At 73.2% G+C, this 23,997-nt stretch carries 21 protein-coding genes; 4 read left to right on the top strand and 17 right to left on the bottom strand.

Annotation, left to right across the window (positions count from 1 at the left end; translation table 11 throughout):
• The first annotated feature begins 19 nt into the window (after positions 1–19).
• Positions 20–187 (top strand): hypothetical protein, encoded by a 168-nt coding sequence (locus tag GA0070560_RS28070; protein WP_211565762.1) that lies wholly within the window; start codon positions 20–22, stop codon positions 185–187.
• A complete protein-coding gene (locus GA0070560_RS07195) occupies positions 187–2,907 on the top strand; it encodes a cation-transporting P-type ATPase (RefSeq protein WP_091292802.1) in 2,721 nt (906 codons plus the stop codon). The genes GA0070560_RS28070 and GA0070560_RS07195 overlap by 1 nt, the downstream gene beginning before the upstream one ends.
• A gap of 66 nt (positions 2,908–2,973) precedes the next feature.
• Here GA0070560_RS07195 and GA0070560_RS07190 read toward each other — a convergent pair whose 3' ends face one another.
• The 14 genes from GA0070560_RS07190 to GA0070560_RS07125 all read right to left on the bottom strand — a co-directional run bounded on the left by GA0070560_RS07190 (position 2,974) and on the right by GA0070560_RS07125 (position 18,688).
• Positions 2,974–3,258 (bottom strand): putative quinol monooxygenase, encoded by a 285-nt coding sequence (locus GA0070560_RS07190; RefSeq protein WP_091292799.1) that lies wholly within the window; start codon positions 3,256–3,258, stop codon positions 2,974–2,976.
• Between the two features lie 83 nt (positions 3,259–3,341).
• Complete coding sequence (locus GA0070560_RS07185) at positions 3,342–4,100, bottom strand: MerR family transcriptional regulator (protein ID WP_091292797.1); 759 nt, start codon at positions 4,098–4,100, stop codon at positions 3,342–3,344.
• Between the two features lie 155 nt (positions 4,101–4,255).
• Entirely contained in the window at positions 4,256–4,894 is a 639-nt protein-coding gene (locus tag GA0070560_RS07180) for a hypothetical protein (RefSeq protein WP_091292794.1), read from the bottom strand.
• 180 nt (positions 4,895–5,074) lie between these two features.
• Positions 5,075–7,342 (bottom strand): putative bifunctional diguanylate cyclase/phosphodiesterase, encoded by a 2,268-nt coding sequence (locus GA0070560_RS07175; RefSeq protein ID WP_245675393.1) that lies wholly within the window; start codon positions 7,340–7,342, stop codon positions 5,075–5,077.
• A gap of 180 nt (positions 7,343–7,522) precedes the next feature.
• Positions 7,523–9,076 (bottom strand): glycosyl hydrolase, encoded by a 1,554-nt coding sequence (locus tag GA0070560_RS07170; RefSeq protein ID WP_091292792.1) that lies wholly within the window; start codon positions 9,074–9,076, stop codon positions 7,523–7,525.
• Positions 9,077–9,204: 128 nt separating this feature from the next.
• On the bottom strand, positions 9,205–10,710 hold the full coding sequence (locus GA0070560_RS07165) for a hypothetical protein (protein ID WP_091292790.1): 1,506 nt from the start codon (positions 10,708–10,710) through the stop codon (positions 9,205–9,207).
• On the bottom strand, positions 10,707–11,795 hold the full coding sequence (locus GA0070560_RS07160) for a hypothetical protein (protein ID WP_091292787.1): 1,089 nt from the start codon (positions 11,793–11,795) through the stop codon (positions 10,707–10,709). Before GA0070560_RS07160 ends, GA0070560_RS07165 begins: the two co-directional genes overlap by 4 nt.
• A gap of 70 nt (positions 11,796–11,865) precedes the next feature.
• Positions 11,866–13,248 (bottom strand): MFS transporter, encoded by a 1,383-nt coding sequence (locus GA0070560_RS07155; RefSeq protein WP_091292784.1) that lies wholly within the window; start codon positions 13,246–13,248, stop codon positions 11,866–11,868.
• A 254-nt stretch (positions 13,249–13,502) separates the two neighbouring features.
• Positions 13,503–13,736 (bottom strand): zinc-ribbon domain-containing protein, encoded by a 234-nt coding sequence (locus GA0070560_RS07150; protein WP_091292782.1) that lies wholly within the window; start codon positions 13,734–13,736, stop codon positions 13,503–13,505.
• Between the two features lie 43 nt (positions 13,737–13,779).
• Complete coding sequence (locus GA0070560_RS07145; protein WP_091292779.1) at positions 13,780–14,073, bottom strand: hypothetical protein; 294 nt, start codon at positions 14,071–14,073, stop codon at positions 13,780–13,782.
• Positions 14,074–14,463: 390 nt separating this feature from the next.
• Entirely contained in the window at positions 14,464–15,321 is an 858-nt protein-coding gene (locus GA0070560_RS07140) for an SRPBCC family protein (RefSeq protein ID WP_091292776.1), read from the bottom strand.
• Positions 15,314–15,874 carry a winged helix-turn-helix domain-containing protein gene (locus tag GA0070560_RS07135; RefSeq protein WP_091292773.1) on the bottom strand — a complete coding sequence of 187 codons (561 nt, stop codon included), beginning with the start codon at positions 15,872–15,874 and terminating at the stop codon, positions 15,314–15,316. Before GA0070560_RS07135 ends, GA0070560_RS07140 begins: the two co-directional genes overlap by 8 nt.
• A 91-nt stretch (positions 15,875–15,965) precedes the next feature.
• Entirely contained in the window at positions 15,966–17,309 is a 1,344-nt protein-coding gene (locus GA0070560_RS07130; protein ID WP_091292771.1) for a class I SAM-dependent methyltransferase, read from the bottom strand.
• Complete coding sequence (locus tag GA0070560_RS07125; RefSeq protein ID WP_091292768.1) at positions 17,306–18,688, bottom strand: FAD-binding oxidoreductase; 1,383 nt, start codon at positions 18,686–18,688, stop codon at positions 17,306–17,308. Before GA0070560_RS07125 ends, GA0070560_RS07130 begins: the two co-directional genes overlap by 4 nt.
• 189 nt (positions 18,689–18,877) lie before the next feature.
• Between GA0070560_RS07125 and GA0070560_RS07120 the strand changes: the two genes are divergently transcribed.
• Both GA0070560_RS07120 and GA0070560_RS07115 read left to right on the top strand, forming a co-directional pair.
• Positions 18,878–19,162, top strand: coding sequence for a DUF427 domain-containing protein (locus GA0070560_RS07120; RefSeq protein WP_091293042.1), 285 nt, complete (start codon positions 18,878–18,880; stop codon positions 19,160–19,162).
• A 57-nt stretch (positions 19,163–19,219) separates the two neighbouring features.
• Complete coding sequence (locus tag GA0070560_RS07115) at positions 19,220–19,945, top strand: RICIN domain-containing protein (RefSeq protein ID WP_091292766.1); 726 nt, start codon at positions 19,220–19,222, stop codon at positions 19,943–19,945.
• Positions 19,946–19,956: 11 nt separating this feature from the next.
• Here GA0070560_RS07115 and GA0070560_RS07110 read toward each other — a convergent pair whose 3' ends face one another.
• The 3 genes from GA0070560_RS07110 to GA0070560_RS07100 form a co-directional block, all read right to left on the bottom strand.
• Positions 19,957–20,427 (bottom strand): hypothetical protein, encoded by a 471-nt coding sequence (locus tag GA0070560_RS07110; RefSeq protein WP_091292763.1) that lies wholly within the window; start codon positions 20,425–20,427, stop codon positions 19,957–19,959.
• Between the two features lie 64 nt (positions 20,428–20,491).
• Complete coding sequence (locus tag GA0070560_RS07105) at positions 20,492–22,444, bottom strand: VWA domain-containing protein (protein ID WP_091292761.1); 1,953 nt, start codon at positions 22,442–22,444, stop codon at positions 20,492–20,494.
• Positions 22,445–22,446: 2 nt separating this feature from the next.
• The gene (locus GA0070560_RS07100) at positions 22,447–23,925 is read right to left on the bottom strand and encodes a magnesium chelatase ATPase subunit I (protein WP_091292758.1); all 1,479 of its coding nucleotides are present in this window, start codon (positions 23,923–23,925) and stop codon (positions 22,447–22,449) included.
• Positions 23,926–23,997: the final 72 nt, after the last annotated feature.

The raw sequence follows: 23,997 nt of genomic DNA, 5'->3' as shown, positions 1-23,997 counted from the left end.
CCACGCGGATCGTAGAGTCATGACACGCGCACAGTTCATCACCGTGGCGCTGGCGTTCTTGGTCGGTTCGGGACTGGCCAGCGCGCTGTGGATGGCCCGCCGGGGTCATCGGGATCGGCTGTGGATGTTGATTGCGGTGGCTCTCGGCCCGGTGCTGGCCGTGATTGCCCCGGAGCGCGTGACGTGATGACCACCTCCGCACTCTCGTCCGGCACCTCCCATCACGGGTTGGCGGCCCACGAGGTGGTGCTGCTGCTGGAGACCGACCCGCACCGTGGGCTGACGGGTGCGCAGGCCAGCGAGCGGCTGGCACGGTTCGGGCCGAACACCCTGCCCGCCGCGAAGGGCACCGGGCTGTTCGTGCGGATCCTGAGCCAGTTTCACCACCCGCTGATCTACGTCCTGCTCGCCGCGGGCGCGGTCACCGCGGGGCTCGGCGAGTACGTCGACTCGGCGGTGATCCTCGGTGTCGTGCTGATCAATGCGATCGTCGGCTTCATCCAGGAGTCCAAGGCCGAGGCCGCCCTCGAAGGCCTGCGGTCGATGGTGCGTACCCACGCGACGGTGATCCGCGACGGGCACGAGCGGACCGTGCTGTCCGATGATCTCGTCCCCGGCGATCTCGTCCTGCTCGAGGCGGGTGACAAGGTGCCCGCCGACCTGAGGCTGACCAGGTTGGCGGAGCTGCGGGTGAACGAGTCGGCGCTGACCGGCGAGTCCGTGCCGGTGACCAAGGACGAGGTCGTGCTGCCCGAGGCGATCCCGGTGGCCGACCGGCAGAACATGGCCTACTCAGGCACTCTGGTCACCACCGGCAGTGGCGCCGGGATCGTGGTCGCCACCGGCGCGGAAACCGAACTCGGGGAGATCCACCGGCTGGTCGGGGCGGCGGAGACGCTGGCGACCCCGCTGACCCGGAAGCTCGCCGGATTCAGCAAGATCCTCACCGTCGGCATCCTCGCCCTGGCTGCGGTGACCTTCGGGGTCGGCCTGCTGCGCGGCCAGGACGCGGTGGAGACCTTCACCGCCGCCATCGCCCTCGCGGTCGGCGCGATCCCCGAAGGACTTCCGGCCGCGGTCACGATCACCCTGGCCATCGGCGTGGCACGGATGGCACGGCGACGCGCGGTGATCCGCCGGCTGCCCGCGGTGGAGACGCTGGGCAGCACCACCGTCATCTGCTCGGACAAGACCGGCACCCTCACCGAGAACCAGATGACCGTACGCGCCGTGTGGACCCCGAGCGGCCGGTTCGAGGTGACCGGCTCGGGCTACGCCCTCGACGGGACGGTGCGGGACACGCGGGGCGCACCGGCGGTGCCGGACTCCCATTCGGCGCTGCGGTGGTCCCTGTTGGCCGGCGCCGCCTGCAACGACGCCGCCCTGACCGAGCAGGACGGGCGGTCAGACGTCATCGGTGATCCCACCGAGGGCGCGATGCTGGTGGTCGCCGCCAAAGCCGGCCTCCGCAAGGGCCACGTCGACACCCTTCTTCCCCGTACGGCGACGATCCCGTTCAGCTCCGAACGCCAGTACATGGTCACCCTGCACCGCGACACCACCGGCCGGCACGCCGGCGGACACGTGATCCTGGCGAAGGGGGCGGTGGAACGGGTACTCGACCTCTGCGGTGCGCAACTGTACGCCGACGGCACCGTCCGGCCCCTGGACACCGACGTGGTGCTGCGCACGGCCGGCGACCTGGCCAGCCAGGGCCTGCGGGTACTCGCCACCGCGATGGGCCCGGCCGCCGGAGCGGACGAGTTCGCCGAGGACACGTTGCCGGGCAGCCTGATCCTGACCGGGTTGCAGGCGATGCTCGACCCGCCCCGCGCCGCCGCTACCGCCGCGGTCACCGCCTGCCACACGGCTGGCATCTCGGTGAAGATGATCACGGGGGATCACGCCGCGACCGCGACCGCGATCGCCGACCAGGTCGGTCTGCTCGACGGCCACAAGCCTGGTCAGGGCATTGTCCTGACCGGCACCGACCTTGCCGCGCTGCCGGCCGAGGAATTCCCCGACGCCGTCAACCGTGCGGCCGTGTTCGCCCGGGTGTCACCAGAGCAGAAACTGCGGCTGGTCGAGGCCCTGCAGTCCCGCGGGCATGTGGTCGCGATGACCGGCGACGGCGTCAACGACGCCCCGGCCCTGCGACAGGCCGGCATCGGTGTGGCCATGGGCGCAAGCGGCACCGAGGTGGCCAAGGACGCCGCCGACATGGTGCTCACCGACGACAACTTCGCCACCATCGAGGCGGCCGTCGAAGAGGGCCGCGGCGTCTTCGACAACCTCACCAAGTTCATCATCTGGACCCTACCCACGAACATCGGGGAGGGCCTGGTCATCCTGGCCGCGATCATGGCCGGCGCCGCCCTGCCGATCCTGCCCACCCAGATCCTCTGGATCAACATGACCACCGCCGTCGCGCTCGGCCTGATGCTCGCCTTCGAGCCCAAGGAGGCCGGGATCATGACCCGGCCGCCCCGCGACCCGGACCAGCCGCTGCTCACCCGCGCGCTGATGGCGCGGATCCTGCTGGTGTCCACGCTGCTGGTGGCCGGATCATGGTGGTTGTTCGAATGGGAACGCACGCACGGCGCGAGCCTCACCGAAGCCCGGACCGCAGCCATGAACCTCTTCGTCGTGGTCGAGGCGTTCTACCTGTTCAGCTGCCGCTCCCTGACCCGTTCGGCGTGGCGGATCGGCCTGTTCACCAACCGTTGGATCATCCTGGGCGTCACCGTGCAGGCCATCGGTCAGCTCGCCATCACCTATCTGCCCGCCATGAACACGGTCTTCGGTACCGCGCCCATCGGTGGGGACGCCTGGCTGCGGATCCTGGCCATCGCGGTAGCGGCCAGCCTCGTGGTCGCCGTCGACAAACGCCTGCGGCGACCAGCATGACTCCGTCATCCGCCACCTGCTGACCGACATCGGTCGGGCCCACCACCGGGTCCGGCCGACGCCGTCTCACGGGGCCTCGACGCCGGAGATGCGGAACTTGTGCACCTCGGCGCCACGGATCGCCGTCACCTGCTCCCCGGCGGGCCCGGACCCCCGGAAGGCGAGCAACTGCTCGTCGCTCTCCCAGCGCTCGTAGACGTTGATCCGGCCCGGCTCGACCAGGTCGGCGCTGATCGCGAAGTCGACGCAACCCGGCGCGGACCGCGCCTGCCGGACGATCTCCACGCAGGAGGCCAGGTGGGCGTCCCGCCCGGTCGGGTCGACGTACAGGGTTCCGGCGACGATGAGCACTGCGGACCTCCGGTGGTACGGGCCTGGTCGGGAGGCGGATGCCTCCCCGAGGGTTAACGTCGGGGAGGCACCCGACTCATCGGTCAGGCGCGGGTGATCGCGTTGGCGTGGATCGCCTCGGCGAGGTACGCCGTCATCCCGGGCGCCATCTGCTCGTAGTGCGCGGTGAACCGGGGGTCCGCCACGTACAGGTCGGCCAGCCCGGTGTGGACCTCGTACGAGCAGTCGTAGAACCAGCGGGTGATGAGCTGCCGGTGCTCCTCGGCCAGCGCCATCGCCACCGGCGAGTCCGCCGCCGCGCCGGAGGCCATCACCTCGACGAACCGCCGCCCCCAGTCCTCGGTCTCGGCCTTGTTGCGCAGCCAGTCCTCCTTGGAGTAGCCGGCCGTCCGCCGGGTCGACTCCCGGTACGCGTCGCTGTCACCCCACCTTCGCTCCGCCTCCTCGGCGTGCGCGTCCGGGTCGAAGTCGCCGAAGACCTCGAAGCGCTCCTCCGGCGTGAGCCTGATGTCCATCCGTCTCGCCTCCATCGCGATCTCGATCGCCGCGACCATCTCCCGGAGCCGGCCGATCCGGTCGGTGAGCAGCTCGTGCTGCCGGCGCAGGTGCGCCGCCGGGTCCGCCGCCGGGTCGTCGAGGATCGCCGCGATCTCCTCCAGCGGGAACCCCAGCTCGCGGTAGAAGCGGATGTGCTGCAACCGCTCCAGGTCCGCGTCGTCGTAGCGGCGGTAACCCGCCGGGGTCCGGCCGCCGGGCGACAGCAGGCCGATCTCGTCGTAGTGGTGCAGCGTCCGGACCGTCACCCGGGCCGCCTTCGCCACCTGCCCCACCGTGTACGCCATGGGTTCCCTCCCTTCCGCGACCGAGGCTCCCGCCTCCCGCTGCGTGAGGGTCAAGCCCCATTCTGCGCGGCGGACGGCCTGCCGGGGCCGGACACGCGGCCGCCCCCGGTCTCCCGAGGGGGTGTGGGAGAGCGGGGGCGGCCGGGTCGGGACGGTCAGGAGGTGAGCCGCTCCTTGGTCGGCGCGGGAGCGGCGAAGGCCTCGCTGGCCGGGGTGCGGAAGGCGTGCACCAGGCCGGCGATCGACAGCAGCAGGAGCAGTCCGGCGGCGATGAAGGTGACCAGGGCCGCCTGCCCGGCCTTGCGGCCGAACTCGCTGAAGCCGTACGAGGTGAGCAGCAGGCCACGCAGCGTCTCGCCCTTGAAGACGGTGTCCCGCTGGCCGGACACCTCGGCGAGCTGCTTCTGCAGGTCGGCCAGGGCCGGGTCGTTCGCCTCGGTGGCGGCCTTCACCTTCGCCTTGAGCTCGCTCTGCGGCTCGCCCAGGTCGGCGTACGTCTTGCCGCCGGCGATGTTCTTCAGGTGCAGCCCGATGTACTCGTTGGCGTAGCACTCGGCCTGCTTGCCGGTGGTCAGCGGCTTGCCGGCGTACTCGACCAGGCAGTCGACCTTCTTCTCCTCGTCACTCAGCTCGTCGGCCGGTGTGAAGGAGATGTGCTGCGCGCCGAGCTGGTCACGCACGTAGTTGTTGGCGAAGTTGGCGTTCGTGGTGAGCACGATGCCGGCGACGAGCAGCAGGACGGTCAGGCCCAGCCCGCCGATGCTGAGCAGGAGGTCGAGGGTGCGGCGCTTCATGTGGTGTCTCCCGAGGGTGCGAAAGGGGGCGTCGGTGTGTCGCGCTCCATCCTGCCCGATCTTGGAAGGCCCCGGTCAGGGCCGAACCCCCCGTCCCCGCCGGGACCTTGTACCCGCCCCACCCCGGGCTTTCCGCCACCCCGGGGTGTGGGGGCGAGACGGGCACGGGGGTGAGGTGGGTCAGGCGGGCGTGGGGTGGGGGTGGAGGGTGCTGAGGGTGCCGGGGCGGCCGTACCGGTAGCCCTGGCCGTGGACGCAGCCGATCGCGGTCACCGCGGCATGCTGCTCCTCGGTCTCCACCCCCTCGGCCACCACCGCCAGGTCGAACGCACCGGCCAGCCGGGTCACCATCTCCACCGTCGCGTACGCCCGGGAGTCGGTGTCGAGCCGGGCCACGAACGAGCGGTCGATCTTCAGCTCGGTGGCCGGGATGCGGTGCAGGTAGCTCAGTGAGGAGTAGCCGGTGCCGAAGTCGTCGATGGCGATACGGATGCCCAGCTCACGGAGCTGGGCGAGCCGTTCCAGCACCGCCTCGCTGCCGTCGATCAGCGCCGACTCGGTCAGCTCCAGGGTCAACGCGCGGGGGGCCAGGCCGGCGCTGGCGGTCGCCGAGGTGACCGTGGCGATCAGGTCCGGGCGGCGCAGGTGGGCGGCGGCGATGTTGACCGCCACGGTGGCCTCCGGCACCCGCTCGCGCCACGCGGCGGCGGCCCGGCACGCCTCGTGGACCACCCAGCGGTCGATCGGCACGATCAGCCCGGTCTCCTCCGCCAGCGGCAGGAACGCCGCCGGGCCGAGCAGCCCCAGCCGGGGGTGCCGCCAGCGGACCAGCGCCTCCGCGCTGCGTACCGCGCCGGTGGCCAGGTCGACGATCGGCTGGTAGTCCAGGTGCAACTGCCGCTCGTCGACCGCCCGGCGCAGGTCGGCGATCAGCTCCGCCCGGCTGACCGCGGATTCCCGCAGCGCCGGCGTGCAGGTCCGGTAGGCGCACTTCCCGGCGGCCTTGGCCGCGTACATGGCGATGTCGGCGTCGCGCAGCAGGTCGGTGTGGGAGGCGTGCTGCGGGCCGTACTCGGCGATGCCGATGCTGGCCGACGGGTGGATGCCGACGTCCTCCTCGCCGGGCGAGGGTTGCAGGGCGGCGAGCAGCCGTTCGGCGAGCCGTTCCGGCGCGACCGGCCGGGCCGCGTCGACCAGCACGGCGAACTCGTCGCCACCGAGCCGGGCGATGTCGCCGTCGCCGCCGACCGCGTTCCGCATCCGGCCGGCGATGGCGGTCAGCAGGGCGTCCCCGGTGGCATGGCCGAACCGGTCGTTGACCTGCTTGAACCCGTCCAGGTCCAGCAGCAGCACGGCGACCGGAGGGCCGTCGCGCAGCGCCCGGCGCAACCGCCGGTTGAACATCAGCCGGTTGGGCAGCCCGGTGAGCTGGTCGGTGTACGCCAGCCGGCGCAGCCGGCCGACCAGCCGCAGGTTCTCGTTGGCGGCCAGCCCCTGGCGCAGCGCCAGCACGCCGAGCAGCGCCATCATGCCGGTGAAGACGAGGTGCGGGGTCTGCCCGGTGGGGCGGCGGGCGAGCACCACCGCGATGATCGCCCCACCCACCGGCAGGTACGGCAGGGCCACCCGCCACCAGGGCGGCAGCGGCGACTCGGCGGCGTCGTCGAGGCCGTCGTGGACCGGCGGCGGCGGGTGGCTCGCCGCCACCCCGATCAGCAGGTAGCTCAGCGGCCAGCAGAGGTCGATCGGGTGCCCGGGGGCGTAGCTGTGGTGCGCGACCAGCGAGACGTAGAACGCGTCCGCTCCGGCCCGGACGGCCAGGCTCGCCCCGATCAGGGTCAGCGGCCGCCACACCGGGCGCCTCGGTCCGGCGACCGCGACCAGGATGGTCAGCTGCATCAGGTCGAGCATCGGGTAGAGCAGGCCGAAGGTGCGCAGCGGGTCGATGAGGTCGGCGGTGGCGATGTCCCGGAACACCACGACCCAGCCGATCGGGATCAGCGCGAGCCCGACGATCACCCCGTCGAGCAGGGTGCGGGCCTGACCGACGAGGCTGCGGGGGGCCGACAGCGAGCAGAGCAGGGCCGCGGTGCCGGTGACGATCCCGGCGGTGAAGACCGCCCCGATCAGGAAGGTGTGCGGCAGTTCGTGACTGCCGAGCCGCTCGACGGTCCAGAGCGTACGGCCGGCGGCAGCCAGCCCCATGGTGAGCGCGAGCAGCGTCCAGAACCGGCGCAGCGGGGTCGGGTGCCGGCGGGCCGCGCCCGCGCACGCGACGGCGGCCCAGGTCGCCACCGTGATCGCGCCCAGGTCGCTGGCGAGGGCCGCCTGCGGCAGTTCCGCTGCCAGCCAGATCGCTTCGACGAGGAAGACCGTCGCCGCGACGACGACGCCGACGTGGCGGGCGCGCGGAGTGACGGCCTCGCGGCGGACGTCCTGGGGCAGCACGGTGGTCGCTCCGGCTCTCTTCTTTGTGCGCGCACCTCAAGGCTGAGGACCGCCTCACGAGCGGCGAACCATCGAAGCGTAGCCACCGGGCGGGCGGGCCGCCAGGTCCGGCCGATCCGGCCGAGCAGACGCGGACGGGCCGGCGTGACCGGGAGGGTCGCGCCGGCCCGCCCCTCGCCCCTACTGGACGGTGACGTTGTCGACGTACACGGCGGAGCCGCCGCTCGCCCCGCTGCCGGGGACGAACTGCACGCCGATCTCGCGGACGTCGCCGAGGTTGGCCACGCCGCCGAGGCTGAGGGTGAGGGTGACGCCGGACGAGGTGACGGTGGCCGCGCCGCCGTCGTACCACTGCCAGCCGGAGCCGGTCTTGACGTAGAGCTTGGCCTGGCTGCCGGTGCCGAAGTTGCCCCAGAGGGCGACCCGGGCGGTGGCCCGCAGCGTGGTCCTCCCGCTGAGGCTGGTGGTCGCGGTCCGGCGCAGGTATGCGGCGCCGGCGGCGAGGTTGACGTCGGACTTCAGGGCGTACGAGCCCTGGGCGGCCCACTCGTTCACCCGCCACGGGCCGCCGGTGACGTTGGTGCCGGCCCAGCCGTCGGTGCCCGACTCGAAGCCGGCCAGCAGGGTGCCCCCGGTCGGCGGCGGGCTGGTGGTGCCGCCACCCGGCTCGGTGACGGCGCCCAGGTCGACCTCGCCCCGGTTGGCGGTCCAGGAGCTGTTGAACAGGGTGCTCGCACCGGCGTTGCGCGCCGGGCCCCAGCCGTCGTTCCAGGCCAGGAAGTAGGTGGTCCGGGGGTAGTTCTGCTGGAAGGCGGTGATCCACCTGCCGTAGTCGAAGGAGCCCTGGCTGTCCGGCCCGATCTCGGCGAACGCGAACGGCTTGCCCAACGCGGTCAGCTCGTTGTATGCGGACTGGATGCCCGAGGTCTGCGGGTTGTCGTCGTAGGCGTCCATGCCGACGATGTCCACGTAGGACGCGCCCGGGTAGAAGGCGGTGCGGTTGCCCCGGCTGAAGTCGGCGGAGTAGACCCAGAGCAGGTTGTCCAGCCCTTTGGTGCCGGTGAGGTAGCTGTGCATCTGCTGCCAGACCTGCCGGAAGGTGGCCTGGTCCCGGTTGCCCCACCAGAACCAGTCGCCGTTCATCTCGTGGAACGGCCGGAACAGCACCGGCACCCCGGCGTTCTCCAGGTCCTGCAGGCCGGCAGCCATCTTGTCCATCAGCTGCCGCCAGCGCGCCCCGGCGGCGGTGGACGGGTTGAGCAGGTCGGCGAAGTTGCCCATCGCGGTGTTCAGGCCACCACCGTTGGCGTTGGCCGGGCTGGGCGAGTGGACACTGATGGTGACCAGACCACCGCTGTTCCACCAGGACTTCAGGCTGGAGTTGCAGGAGTGGTCGACCAGCGCGGTGATGTCGCTGTTGGTGGCCCAGCCGGAGCCGTAGTCGCAGCTGAGGATCGCCGGGTACTGCCCGGTGGCGTTGCGCAGCTCCTCGGTCTGGGCGAGGGAGAAGCCGCTGTTGCTGTAGCCGCCGAAGAAGCCGGAGGCGATCCGGTTGGAACTCCGGTTGGGCAGGTGGGCCAGCCAGTTGAGCACGCTGCGGGTCGAGGCGGAGGCGTTGGGGTTGACGGGTGGGACGGTGTGCGCGTCGGCACGCCCGATCACGGTCAGCACGGAGGCCGCGACGAGTGCGGTGGCGGCGGCGCTGAGCGCGAGGCGGAGTCGTCTACTTTCCATCGGACCAACCTTTACGGGGACGGGGGTGGTGGTCCGGACCCTCCGCGCGGTCAGGGTCCGTTCATCCAGTGGACTACTGAACCGGTTAAGTTTCAAGCAGGTAAATGCTTGCCGTCACGCCGAGTGACTCAGGCCCACTCCTCGGCCGCGTCACCGTCCGTTGCCGGGTCCGTTCCGGACACCGGCGGTCCGCCGTGCGTCCACGGGGTCTCCTCCGGCGCGGGAAACGCCCCCGCCGGCATGAACGCGTCGGAGAGCGTGGTCAGGCAGAGCCGCTCCCCCACCTCCGGCACCGTGCCCGGTGGCGCGGTCAGCCCGCGCCCCATCCCGCCGGAGAGCTCCAGCACCACCTCGGTCTTGCCGTCCGCCGGGGTCACGAAGACCACCTTCGCCTTCTGCGCCGGGCGGGCCGGGGAGTACAGCGTCGCCCCCACCGGCACCAGCACCGGCTCGGCGGTCACCACCTGGATACGCGGGCGCAGCACCGGCCGCCTGCCGCTGTCGTCCACCCGCTTCGCATCGGCCAGGGTCACGTCGCCGACGAACGCCTCACCGGTCAGCCGGTGCTCCGCCATGACCAGCGCGTCGTCGTAGGCGCGTTGCACCGCGTACGAGGTCAGGGCACGCTCCAGCCGGTGCAGCCGCACGGCCGCGGCCACCGCCCCGTCCCGGCGGGGCTGTGGCGCGCCACCCGAGTCGACGTGCTCGGCGTGCGCGGTGAAGGCGTCCTTGTCGCCGTCCCAACGGCCCGCCACCCGCGCCCCGGGGGTCAGCGCACGCAACAACCCGACGCCGCGCCACATCAGCTCCCAGGTGGGCGCGAGCTGCGCGCGCAGCACCCGCTCCAGCTCCGCGTACGCCGCCGCGGCCGCGACCGGGTCCTCCCCCGCCTCCGCGTACGCGGCCACGGCCGGGGCGAGCACCCGGTTGTCGAAGTCCGGGTCGGTGGCCGGGCCGGCCGGCGGGCAGGCGCTCGGATCCTCCGCCCGGACGGCCGCCTGCGCGCCGGTGAGCCCGGCGGGCGGGTCGATCCAGCCCAGCAGCGCAGGCAGGTGCAGATCCTCCACCGTGCTCTGCCCGGTGGCCCAGTGCAGGGTGAGCGCGTCGGTCATCGCCAGCAACGCCGACGAGCCGGGATGCTCGGCCCGCTCGGTGAAGAAGGTCAGCCAACGCCCGAGCAGCGGCACGTCGGGGTGCACCGGATACTCGCCGTCGGTGCGGCGGAACCGGGTGGAGCGGCCGAACAGCCGCAGGAAGCCGACCCCGGCCGGACTCGGCACCAGCAGCTGCGGCGCGTCCAGGTACCGGTACCGCACGTCCCGGCCCCGGTCCACCGGCACCGCCTCCGAAACCCCCCGGAACGAGTCCAGGTACGGCAACACGATCGCGGCCAGCTCGGCGGCGAACCGGAACCGCTGGTCCCGGTTGCGGGGCTGCGGCACGATCAGCAGCCGCGCCTCGTCCGGAGCCGCGCCGACCAGCGCCGCGAGCGGGGCGTTCGCCTCACCGGCCATGGCGAGCGGCACCAGCACCAGCGGCCGCTCGGCCAGGTGCAGGTGGCGGACCGTGGCCACCCGCTGGGCCGCCCCCGCGGCGACCGCCTGCGCCCGGGCCAGCGCCCGCAGCGTACTCATGCGGGGTCTCCGGCGAGGGCGTCGGCGCGCAGGCGGGCGGCGGCCCGCAGCAGCGCGGCGGCCTCCTCCTGCCCGGGGTCGGGAGCGCGCTCACCGGCGGCCAGCGCCAGCACGTCGGCCACCGTGCCGACGCCGCCCAGCGCCTCGCGGACCGGCCGGCCCAGGGCGCCGGTGTGCCCACGCGCCTCGTCCCGGCAGAAGTACGCCAGCTCACAGCTGGCCAGGCACTCCGGCGCGTAACGAGCCTCGACGGTGCGCAGCGCGGCGGCCAGCGCCGCCGGCTCGGCCGACGGGTCGGCGGTGAACCCCGCCGGCACCCCGGCGAGCAGGTCGTCCAGCCGGGCCATCCGGTCGAGCTGACGGCGCAGCACCAGCAACTGCTTGCGCACGTCGAGCAGGCTCGCCACCGGCCGGTTGGTGAAGTCGCGCGGGCAGACCAGCACCACGTCGTGCGAGACCAGCTCCTCGTCGTACCCCTCGGCGACGAGCAGTTCGCGCAGCGCCAACACGTAGACGGCCGACTGGACGGCGGCGGCGGAGACCTTCGCCGGGTCGGCCTGCCCGTCCACCACCGGGAACGACTTGATCTCCACTACGTGGAACCGGCCACCGAGTCGGGCCGCGACCAGATCCGGCTCCAGGCTCACCCGCTGCCCGGCGACGTCCAGCCCGAGCAGCGGATGGTCGAACAGCGCCGGGTCCGGCCCGACGGCGGTCAACGCCCGCCGGGACCGCTCGTGCCGGTCCGGCAGGTCGTCCGCGCCGCCCAGGTCCGTCCAGCTCGCCCGCTCCGGCACCGGTACGCCCAGCCGCTGCGCGACCAGCCGCAGCAGCTCCACCCCACCATCGGCCTTGACCTGCGCCTCGAACGCGTTGCCGCGGGTGATGGCGAACCGGGACTGCCCGAAACGGGCCGGGAAACCGATCCGCTCGGCGAGCTTCGGCTTGTCCGCCCCGGCGCCGTCGAGCACCGCCCGTCGGGCACAGCCCGGGTTCCCGGTGAGCGCGGCGATGGTACGGGCGTTGTGCCGCTTCGGCGGCGCGTCACCCCGGATGGCGGCCAGTCGCTGCGCGGTGCTCGTCACGACAGGCCACGATAGCCGTCCGCCGTCGCCACGGCCGGCACCGCGCGGGCGGGTGGCGGCCTGCGGCGCCTCAACCGACGGGACCGCCCCGGACCCGGGCGCGGCGGACCAGCACGGCGGTCACCACCGCGGCGGTCAGGGCCAGCGCCGCCATCGACCAGAGCACCGTGCGCAGCCCGCCGGTGAAGCCCGGATCGGCCAGCCGGCCACCGGTCGTGCTGGCCAGCACCGCGCCGACCACCGCGATGGCGACCGTCTCGCTGGCCAACCGGGCAGTGTTGATCATCCCGGCGCCGGTGGCCGCCCGGTGCGGCACGACGCTGCCGATCGCCATCGCGTCGAGCAGCCCGATGGACAGGCCCACCCCGACACCGATGGTGAGCAGCGGACCCGCCAGGGCGGCCGCGCCGCTGTCGGGAGCCAGGACGGTGGCCCAGGCCGCGCCGGCCGCGACCACCGCCACCGAGGTGACGACCACCGCCGAGGGTGGCACCAGCCGGGCCGTCGCGCCGGTGAGCAGCGGCAGCACCAGCGTCGGCGCGGTCAGCAGGATCAGCGTGGCGCCGGCCGCGCCGGGGCTCATCCCGACCACCGTGGTCAGGTACGACGGCAGGTAGACCAGCAGCGGCACCAGCACCGCGACGATGGTGGCCGCCGCCAGGCAGATCCCGACGAAGCGGGGGCTCGCCAGCAGGGCCAGGTCGAACATCGGATCGTGGCGGCGGCGCTCCACCACGACAAAGGCCACCAGCAGGACGAGCGCGGCGACGAACGCGGCCACGATCACCGGATCGGACCACCCCGTCTCGGGACCCTGCACGAAGCCGAAGATGAGCAGCAGCAGCGCGGCGGTGAAGGTGACCGTGCCGGGCCAGTCGATCCGGCCGGCGTGCGGCTGGCGCGACTCGGGCAGCAGCGGGGTCAGCGCCAGCACCACCAGGCCGGCCAGGGCAGGCCCGGCGAAGACCGCCCGCCAACCGAAGGCGTCGATCAGCAGCCCGGCGACGGAGGGGCCGAAGGCCAGACCGACGCCGATGGTCGTACCGAAGAGGCTGAACACGCGGGCCCGGGCCCGGCCGGTGAACGTGGCGGCCAGGATGGCGGAGGCGCTGGTCGCGGCGGCGGCCGCGCCGACCCCGGCGAGCGCGCGCAGCAGGTCGAGCAGCACGATGCCGGTCGCCACCGAGGCCGCCAGCCCGGCCCCGGCGAAGATCGCGACGCCGGTGGCGAAGACCCGCCGCCGGCCGAACAGGTCCGCCAGCGCGCCGGTGGCCAGCATGAAGCTCGCGAAGGTGGCGTTGTAGCCGTTCACCACCCACTGCACGCCGGCCAGCCCGGCGTCGAGGTCCCGGCCGATTTCCGGCAACGCCACCGAGGCGCCGGTCAGCGACGCGGGCAGCGAGATGGTGGACAGCAGGACGGCGACCAGCACGACGGCCGGGTGGTTGCGCAATGAATCTCCCCGTTACTCGGCGGCATCAGCCTAGAACGGGCAGGTGGAGCCGGCTCCGGTACGGGTCCGGGTCAGCGTTCGGCCGACCGGGTCCAGGGTGAGCGGGGCAACCGTGCCCCGGCCAACGGCCGGCGGCGGCGACGGTACCGACGACGGCCCGGGGTGCAGGGCGGGCGGGAGACGGTGTGCACCGGCGCCGGGTCCGGTACGACGGGTTGCCGGCCGATCAGCCAGCAGAGGAAGCGGGCCATCGTTCAGCCGACCGGGAGGCGACGGGCCTCGTCCTTCGAGATGGCGTACTCGGCCCCGCAGAACGTGCACTGCTGCACGTAGCGGGTGCGCACCGGGATCAACGGGACGAAGAAGAGGCTGAACTTCGTCGACCGCCGGGTGACGACCTGCGCGGCCTGGTTGCCGCAGTTGCGGCAGACGGCGGTGGCCACACCCGAGCGGCTGACCGACGTGCGAAGTCCGAAGATGAAGAACATCGCCCGCCTGTACCCCGCCCGCCGCGGTTGAATCCCCGATCTCTCAGGAAGTGGTGCGCCGCCACGGACGGCGCGCGTCGAGTTCGGCGGCGAGCAGCTCCAGGAACGCCCGGAACCCCTCCTCGCCGTGCGGCGTCGGCATCTCGTCGGTGAGGGGGCCGCGGTGCCGGCGGGCCCGCAGGATCGCGGCGGCGTACACGCCCGGGCCGGCGACGAAGTGCTGCCGCTCCACCATGGCGTCGGCCATCCGGCTCGCGGCGACGTCGTCCAACTCCCTCGTGAAGATCAATCCGTAGAGGATCTGGTTGACGACACCCTTCCAGTCGTCGCGGGGCATCGTTGGCCTCCTCTGGCGAACCCTCGCCGAGCTGCGGTGACGATGACATGATCCCCGAGCGCGGCCCGGAAGCGGTCTGACCCGCCGGGCCGTGTCCCGATGCCGGTCGCGGAACTTTTCGCCACGCGGGTGTCCGGATCCGGCTCCGGCGTTCGTCACCCTGGTGAGACCACGACACCGAGGAGCCGAACGATGAAGTTCATGATGTTCGTCTGCACCGACACCGAGCCGGAGCGGCGGGCCCTGCTGCGCCGGGCCGAGGCGCTGAGGTCCTCGGGTCCGTAGCGCGTCCGTCGGACACCCACCGGGTTCGGGGCCGGTGGGTGTCCACGGGCGGGTGGCGCACGTCGGGGTGGGCCGTGGACGCGGCCCACCCCGACGGGACGGCCCTCAGGCGCCGGTCGGCACCTCCTCGGTCACCCAGATCGGCTGCCAGTCGGCCATCTCGTTGAAGCGGCGCAGCTCGTAGAGGCCCGACACCATGCCGCTCCACCCGTCGTACGGCGGGTTGCCCTCGTCGAAGCCGCTCTGCACGAGGGTCAGCTTCGTCTTTCCGTCCGACTCGGCCAGCTCCCAGGTGCTGACGCCGATGGGTCCCCAGTCGATGGCGAGCCTCCGGCCGGGCTCCAGGTCGATCACCTTGGCCGCGTTGCCCGCCTCGAAGCCACCCATGGCGTAGCGGCCGCCGACCCAGGGTTCGATCCCGATCGGGTAGCCGAACCAGGCGCTGGCCTGCTCGGAGTCGGTCAGCGACTGCCAGACCTTCTCCGCTGCGGCGCCGATCACCAGCTCGCCGCGCAGCTCGGCGGAGGTGAAGTCGGTCTTCGGCAGCAGCGGACGACCGTCCAGGTGAGAGGCGAGATTGGCGATCGACAGGCTCCACCAGGTCTGGAGCACGCCGTGGCTGCTGCTGCTGCCGCTCATCGCAGCGGCGAGGTCGAAGTGGCTCTGGGTGAGGGTCAGCACGGTCGCCTGCGGCCCGTCGACCGCCAGGGATATCTCACTGGTGGTCTCGACGCCGTCGAGCAGCCAGGCGAAGCGCAACGTGTGGTCGTCGGCCTGCAGCAGCCGCTGGTGCGGCGCGTCACCCTCGGGGGTGTGCCGCCCCCAGAACTCGTACCGTCGCGGCAGCTCGACCTCGGCGTGCTCGGTCAGCCAGACGCGCAGCTCGGCCGGGTCGGTCAACGCCCGCCACACCGCCTCGACCGGCGCAGCGAGACGGGCACTCAGCTTCATCGGTTCAGTCATGGTCATCCCCCTTGGGGTAGCAGGCCACGGCGAGCTTGAAGGCGTCCCCCTCGGCGCCCCCGTAGCGCGTGAACAGGTCCTGCAGCGTGGACTGCAGGTCGTGCAGGAACTCCTGCCGGCGCTCGGCCGGCACCCGGATCTCGCCGGAGACCCCGATCGAGGGCAGCTCCGGCGCCGACCGGTCGAGCGCGGCGACGTCCGCCTGAACCTCCTCCATCAGGTCGAGCAGGTGGCCGAGGCTCAACTCGTCGCGGGCCCGGCGCAGCCCGCCGACCCGCCCGACGAGCCGGGGCGAGAGCCAGTACGACCGCGCGGCGGCCTGGTAGATGCCCTCGCTGATGCCGCGCACCTGGCGCGTCTGCACCTGCTCGACCAGGCCGGCCGCCACCAACTGCCGGACGTGGTAGTAGACGCGTTGCGGCGTCTGCCCCAGCCGGCCGGCGACCTCGGTGCAGGTGCGTGGCTCGGCCAGCTGCCGCAGCACCTCGATGCGCTGCGGCTTGAGCAGGACCTCGGCCTGCTCGATCCGTTCCAGGTACAGGACGTCTCTCATGGCAAAATCATCTTGTACGTAAAAACTTCCTTTGTCAATCGGTTCGACGAAAGCCGCGCCGGTGATCCGACGCGGCTCTCGTCGACTCGGATCAGGGCGTCCAGTCCGGACGCAGCGGGTACCCGTTCACCCCGTCCGGCCCGTTCCGGGTCGCCAGGACCTGATGCAGCTGGATGCCGTTGCGCTCGAAGGCCAGCCGCGACCCAGCCATGTACAGCCCCCACACCCGGGCCGTGCCCTGGCCCACCTCGCCGACGCAGAAGTCCCAGTGCTCGACCAGGTTGCGGCACCAGGCCGCCAACGTCAGCGCGTAGTGCTGGCGCAGGTTCTCCTCGTGGTGCACCTCCAGCCCGACATCGTGGATCTCACCGATCAGCCGGCCCGGCCCGGCCAACTCGCCGTCCGGGAAGACGTACCGGTCGATGAACGCGCCGGAGCGGTGCGGGGCCTGGTTGTCGGCCCGGGTGATGCAGTGGTTGAGCAGCCGGCCCCCGGGACGCAGCCGGTCCCGCAGCGCCCCGAAGTACGCCGGGTAGTTGCGCACCCCGACGTGCTCGGTCAACCCGATCGAGGAGACCACGTCGAACTGCTGCCGGGGAGCGTCCCGGTAGTCCAGGTGCCGCACCTCGGCCAGCCCGGTCAGCCCCTCCCGCTCGATCGCCGCCTGCGCCCACTGCGCCTGCGCCCGCGACAGGGTCACCCCGAGGACCCGCACGCCGTACTCACGGGCGGCGTGCCGGACCATCCCGCCCCAGCCGCACCCGACGTCCAGCAGCCGCATCCCCGGCTTGAGCGCCAACTTGCCGGCGACCAGGTCGTACTTGGCCGCCTGGGCCTGCTCCAGGGTGTCCGACGGGCTGCGGTAGACCGCGCAGGTGTACGTCATCGACGGGCCGAGCACCCTCTCGTAGAAGGCGTTCGAGACGTCGTAGTGGTGCGAGATGGCGGTGCTGTCCCGCAGCCGGGAGTGCCGCAGCCCGTTCACCACCCGCCGCCAGCGCGGCTGCGCCTCCTGCGGCGGGGGCGGCGGGGGCAGCAGCCGCTCCCAACCCAGCCCGCGCACCAGCGCCAGCCCCTCGGCCACCGAGGGCGGCCGCAGCCGCAACTCGTCCTTGAGCACCCGCAGCGCCTCGTACGGGTCGCCCGGATGGACCCCCTCCAGCGCGAGGTCACCGCTGACGTACGCCCGGGCCATGCCCAGGTCACCCGGCGCGGTGAGCAGGTACGACAGGCCCCGCTCCGAGCGGATGGCCAGGGTGATCCCGGAGTCGGTCGGGCCGATCGCGCTGCCGTCGTACCCGGTGACACGGACCGGCAGGTCCCGGGCGGTGACCGCGCGGACGACGTCCGCGACGGTCGTGCCGATGCGCCGGCCCCCCGCCGGCGGTGTGGACGGGGTGCTCGCCGCCCCCTGTTCTCGGTCGGTCAGGCTCATTTCCTCGCTACCGCCTTCTCGTACAGTCCCGTGAGCCGGTGGTCCGGGTCGTAGCGGTCCTTCACGGCGCGCCAGACGTCCCCGCCGTAGAGCCGGTCGAACGCCTCCCGGTCGTAGTACGCGTCCGAGTAGAGCGACTTGTGGCCGCCCGCCTCGGACACCGCCCGCTCCACAGAGCGGTTCACGTCGCCGTCCGCCGCACCCTCGGCGATCGGCACAGTCCCCCAGAAACCGATGTTGACGTAGGTCTGCCCAGGCCGCAGCGGGTACAGCGGCCACCCCCGGGCCGAACCCGGCCCGGCCGGCTCGCGCAGCCGCAGCGGGCAGAGCCAGACCGGGGACATCCCCACGTGCCGGGCGAACCAGCGCAGGAAGTCGGCCGTCCGATCGAGGGGGATCTCCACGTCCTGCACCACCCGCTCCCGGGCCGGCCGGCCGCGCCAGCGGTCCACCCGGGCGGCCACCTGGTGCCGGTGCTCCAGGCGGACCAGCCGGTGGTAGACGTCGCTGCGCCGCCAGCGGGCCGGCCAGAGCCGGCGGACCAGCGGATGCTGCACCCCGAACGCCGCCGAGCACCAGAACCAGTCGGTGTCCCAGCGCCACAGGTAGTCGTAGGTGGTCAACGCGTCGCGGGTGCGTTCGCGCAGCGAGCGGTAGTAGATCGCCTGGCCGGTGTAGTCGCTCGGCCGCGGCGGGTCGTCGGTGAAGCTCCCCAGCACCAGGTACGCCTCGCCGGGGCTGAACACCACCCCGTCCATCGCGTCGACTCCCCGGCCCTCCCACTCCCCCTTGGTGATCACGTCCCCGATCGCCTCGGTCAGCTCCTCCAGCCGGCTGAACCGCACGTTGCGCAACGCCACCGCGTGCCGTACGGGCTGGAGCTCGATGCGCAGCCGGGTGGCGTACCCGAGGCTGCCCAGCGAGTTGGGGAAGGCCGCGAAGAGGTCGGCGTGCTCCCCGTCCGGCCGGACCGTGAGCAGGTCGCCGGCACCGGTCAGCACGTCCATTTCGGTCACCGACTCGTGCGGCAGGCCGTTGCGGAACGACGTCGACTCGATGCCCAGCCCGGTGACCGCGCCACCCAGCGTGATCGTGCGCAGCTGCGGCACGACCAACGGCATCAGCCCGTACGGCAGGGTGGCGTCGACGAGATCCTCATAGGTGCACATGCCCTGCACCTCGGCGGTGCGGGCCTGCGGGTCGACCGCGAGGACGCCGTCCAGACCGGCGACGTCCAGCCCCGGCGCCCGGGTGGCCGCCCGCGGCCGGAACAGGTTGGAGGTGCGCTTGGCGAGGCGGACGGGTTGTCCGGGGGGCACCGCGGCGTACGACCGCCGCAGCGTCGCCACCGCCTGGTCATGATCACGCAGAGCGCGCATGAGATCACCTTACGCGCCGCATGCCCTCCGTGCGGGGACGTCCACGCTGGCCTCGCGCGTCCGGAACCGGACAGCCGGGTGGGGCCGGACACCGACGCGGCGGTCGCCGCGGCCCGGACGGCCGTCATCGCCCCGGGGACCGCAGCCGAGCGGTGGTCACGCCGGCCGGGCCGACATAGCGTGGTGTCCATGCCGAGAGCCGTCTGGAACGACCTCGTCGTCGCCGAGAGCGACGACACCGTCATGGTGGAGGGCAACCACTACTTCCCCCGCTCCGCCCTGCGCACCGACCTGATCCGGGAGTCGGACACCCACACGGTCTGCCCGTGGAAGGGCACCGCCTCCTACTACACGCTCACCCACGAAGGCCGGACCAGCGCCGACGCCGTCTGGTATTACCCGGACCCGAAGCCGGAGGCCGAGATGGTGCGCGACCGGGTGGCCTTCTGGAAGGACGTCACCGTCGTCGAGTGAGTCACCGCCGGACGGGCCGGGTGGCCGTCGACCCGGCCGGTGGGTCAGGATGCCCCCATGTCCGTCCCCGACGAACACCACGACCCGTCCGGCACCGTCTACGGCGCCCGCCCGGCCCCGCGCCCCGGGCTGCCCCGGGACCCGCTGATGCGGTTCGCGCTGGCCACCGGGCTGGTCGGCGTCCTGCTGGGGGTCTTCTTCGCCACCGGGGTGCTCGGCGGCGGCGACGAACCACCGGTGGTGCCGGCGGCGGCCGCGTCCGCGCCGCCGACCCAGGAGCCGACCCCGGAGATCCCCGAGGTGACGGCGAGCAGCCCCGCCACGCCCTCGCCGAGCGCCTCACCCACCACCCCGCCGGCCCCGGCCGCCGTCACCGGGCCGAAGGTGCTCCGGTCGGTCGTCTCCGGCCTCTGCGTCGGCACCGACGGCGACGACGAGAAGGCCGAGGCCGAACTGGCCGCCTGCACCGGCGGGCCGGAGCAGCAGTGGGTGGCCAACCCGGTCACCCCCGACCTGGTCACCCTGACCAACGCGGCACACGGCCAGTGCCTGGACGTCGAGGGCGGCAGCGGCGACGACGGCGCGAAGCTCCAGCAGTACCCCTGCCACGGCCAGGCCAACCAGCAGTGGCGGCTGACCCCGATGGGCAGCGGCCCGGTGCTGCTGGTCGCGGTGCACTCCGGCAAGTGCGCAGAGGCCAAGGACGGCGGCACCGAGGCCGGCGACGAACTGCGCCAGGTCCCCTGCACCGGCTCGGCCCAGCAGCAGTGGACGGTCGGCTGAGGCTGCGCCGGCTACGCCACCACCGGGCGCAGCATCCGCAGCTGGGCCAGGTGCTTGGGCAGGTGCACGCGGGTGTGCAGGTCCAGGGTGCGCGACCAGGGCAGCGGCTCGTCCACCCGCAGATCGAAACCCTCCCGCAGGTGCGTCTCGACCGGGGTGTCGGCCGCCGGGCCCAGCCGCTCCACCAGGGCGCACAACTTGTGACTGGTGGCGCGCAGCAGGGTGGCCAGGCCGTCCAGCCCGCCGCACTCGGCGACCAGCGCGTCCACCTGCGGCCGGTGGATCGTCTCCAGGTCGTAGTAGGCGAAGGGCGACCCGGCCAGCACCGCCTCCGTCGCCTCGCTCATCAGCTCGTCGTTGGCGGCCAGGTGCGCCACGATCTGCTCGGCGCTCAGCTGCCCCGGCGGCGGCCCGCCGAAGCCACCCGCCTCCACCTCGGCGAGCAGCTCCTCGTACGCCCGACGCAGGTCGCCGCTGTCCATGCCCCCAGTCAACGTGCCCGGGCACGCCGGGCACCCCGCCGCCCGGCCAGATCACCCGGACGGGTCAGCGGCCACCCCGCCGGGCGCGCAGGTAGTCGGAGACCACGTACTCGCCGAGATCCTCCAGGTCGGGGGTGAACATCCGCCCCTTCGAGCGGCGGGCCACCGCGTCCACGAACCGGCGCAGGCCCGGATCGTCACCCAGCATGAACAGATTCAACGTCGCCCCGTACCGGGTCAGCCGGTCCACCTCGCGGACGGTCGCCTCGATCGTCTCCGGCAGCGACGGCCAGTGGAAGTACGCCTCTCCGTCGTCCGGGTCGAGGTGGGCGGTGGGCTCCCCGTCCGTGACCACCAGGACCACCGGCTCCGCACCCGGATGCCGACGCAGGTGCCGCCCGGCCAGCCGCAACGCGTGCTGGAGGTTGGTGCCCTGCTCCAGGTCCGGCTCCACCGCCGCCAACTCCTGCTGGGTCAGCGGCAGCGCCCGACGACCGAACCCGACGATCTGCAGGGCGTCCTGCGGGAAGCGGGTAGCCACCAGGTGCGACAGGGCCAACGCCGTCTGCTTCATCGGCCCCCAGCGCCCCTGCGAGATCATCGAGTACGACAGGTCCACGCAGAGCGCCACCGCCGCCGACGCCCGCCGCTCGGTCTCCACCACCTCGAAGTCGTCGACCGCGAGCTGCACCGGGACGGTGGGCCCGCCCCGGCGTACCGCGCGGGTGAGGGTGCGCACCACGTCCAGCGGCTGCTCGTCGCCGTACTCCCACGGGCGGGACGCGCCGCTGACCTCCCCGGCCGCACCGGCCGCACGCAGGTCGTGCTGGCCCCGCGGGCCGGCGGTCAGGTCGGCGAAGACCCGCCGCAGGGCGGTGCCGGCGAGTCGGCGCAGCGCCTTCGGGCTCAGGGTCAGCCCGTCGGCGTCCCGGCCCACCCAACCCTGCCGGCGCAGCTCCCGCTCCAACTCCCGCAACCGGCGTACGTCGTCGGCGGCGTCGCGGCCCAGCGTCCGGGCGACCGCCTCGACGTCGACGTCGTCCAGGCTGGCCCCGGGATGGTCCTGGTCCAAGGCGTCCAGCAGCTCGTCCAGCTCCGCGATCTCGCCGAGCGCCCCGGTCGCCTCGCCGTAGCCGAGCGGCTGCTCACCCCGCACCCGCTCCCCGCGCTGCCAGTCCAGGTCGGGACGCAGCGCCCGCAGGTGCCCGTCCAGCGCGGACATCTCACCGGCCAGCCGGTCGCCGAGCGACTGCCGCATCAGCCCGGCCAGCTCCTCGCGCTGCCGCTCCGACAGCGAGCGCATCAGCCGCTCCCCCGCCACCGCCCGCCGGGCCAGCACGTCGACCAGCTCGTCGACGTCCTTCGGCTGCTCCGGGAAGAACTGCCCGTGCCGGCGCATGAACCCGGCGAACGCGTCGGTGGTGTCCTCGGCGCGGGCGTGCCGGGCCAGCAGGTCGTTGAGGTCGCGCATCATCTCGGCGAGCTGCCGCTGCACGGCCGGATCGCCGGCCGCCCGCGCCGCGTCCCGCAGCCCGGCGAAACGCTGCTCCAGCACCTCGCCACGCAGCCCGTCGAGGATCTTCCGGTACGCCTGCCGTGCCTCGTCGCTGGCCCAGTCGTACCCGGCCAGCTCCGCCACCGCCCGGGCGGTGGAGCGGGGCAGGTTGTCCAGCACCGCCTCGGCGAAACGCGCGTCGTCGCCGTCGCGCCCGCGCAACTCGTCCCGCTCGGCGGCCAGGGCCTGGTCGAGCAGGGCCCGGGCCCGGGTCACCGCGCCGTCCAGGTCGCCCCGGCGCAGCGCCTCCCGACGCAGCCGCCGGGCCCGGGCGGCCAGGTCGTCCAGGCCACCCCGCCCCTGCGGGCCGCGGCGCAGCAGATCGCGCAGCGCCTCCCGCAGGCTGCCGCCGGCCAGCACCTCCGCGCCGACCGCGTCCACCGCGGCCCGGACGTCGTACGGCGGGGCGAGCGGGTCGGGCCCGCCGCGCCACTGGCCGTACCGGAACCGGTCGCCGGCCATCGTCAGCTCCGGCCGCCGTAGACGGTGCGGCCCGACTCGGTGACGTCCTTGCCGAGCCGCCGGCTCAGGTGCAGTCCTTCGAGGACGAACTCCACACCGGCGGCGGCCTCCTCCGGCGTCGGCGCGTCACCCAGGCCGAGCCGGTCGAGCGCCTTCGCCAGCCCGGGGACGGTGCCGACCTGGCGCAGCAGCTCGGCCGAGGCGACCAGCTCACCGGTCTCGATCACGGTGCCCTCGGCCACCAGGGAGGTGAAGCCGGAAAGGTCCAGCCCGGCCAGCCGGGCCCGGAAGGTCTCCGCGGTGGCGGTACGCAGCAGATGGGCCAGGATCTCGATCTCCCGCCCCTCCTCGCCGCTCTCGAACTCGACCTTGCCGCGCAGGGTGGAGGTCACCGACACCGCGTCACCGACCCGGGCGACCGGCGCCTCGGGGCGTACCGTGGCGTCGCCGGTCTCCGACGCGGCGGAACCGGCGGCGAGCAGGCCGGAGCGGCGCAGCGCGGCGGCGGCGACGGTCTCCGCGGCGGCGATCGCGAAGCGGGCCGAGACCCCGGAGCGCGGGTCCACCGACGGGGACTCGCGCACCGCACGGGCGAACCGCGCGAGGACCTCCAGCACGTGCTCGGGCACCTCGGCGACCAGGTCGGCCTCCTGCCGGATCAGCGCCAGCTCCAGCTCCAGGTCGACCGGGTAGTGGGTCCGGATCTCCGCACCGAAGCGGTCCTTGAGCGGGGTGATGATCCGGCCCCGGTTGGTGTAGTCCTCCGGGTTGGCGCTGGCCACCAGGAGCAGGTCCAGCGGCAGCCGGAGCTGATAGCCGCGGACCTGGATGTCCCGCTCCTCCAGCACGTTCAGCAGCGCCACCTGGATCCGCTCGGCCAGGTCGGGCAGCTCGTTCACCGCGAAGACCCCCCGGTTGGTGCGCGGCACCAGTCCGAAGTGGATGGTCTCCGGGTCGCCGAGGGTACGCCCCTGGGCCAGCCGGATCGGGTCGACGTCGCCGATGAGGTCACCGACGCTGGTGTCCGGGGTGGCCAGCTTCTCGCCGTACCGCAGCGACCGGTGCAGCCAGCCGACCGCCAGGTCGTCACCGGCCTCGGCGACCAGCGCGCGCGACGCCGGGGTGAGCGGGCGCATCGGATGCTCGTTGAGCGCCGAGCCCTCGATGACCGGGGTCCACTCGTCGAGCAGCGCCACCAGCGAACGGATCAGCCGGGTCTTGCCCTGGCCCCGCTCGCCGAGCAGCACCATGTCGTGGCCGGCGAGCAGGGCCCGCTCGACCTCGGGCAGGACGGTGTCGTCGTAGCCGACGATGCCGGGGAAGCGGTCACCGCCGGCGCGCATCCGGGCGAGGAGGTTGTCACGGAGTTCCTGCTTGACGGTCTTGTACCCGTACCCGGCGGCGCGCAGCGCGCCGAGCGTGCCCGGCAGGTCGGCGGGCGGAACCGGGAGAACCTGATGGGGCGCAGTCACCCGAACCACGCTAGCGCGGTGCACCCGACCCCGCCTCCTTCCACGTGCCGCCCACCCGTCCGGGACGCCCCGCCGTCCCGA

This window comes from Micromonospora halophytica, from assembly GCF_900090245.1.
GTDB lineage: Bacteria > Actinomycetota > Actinomycetes > Mycobacteriales > Micromonosporaceae > Micromonospora > Micromonospora halophytica.
Note: the sequence above shows the minus strand (reverse complement) of the source record. Positions and strands in the feature narration are given on the sequence as shown.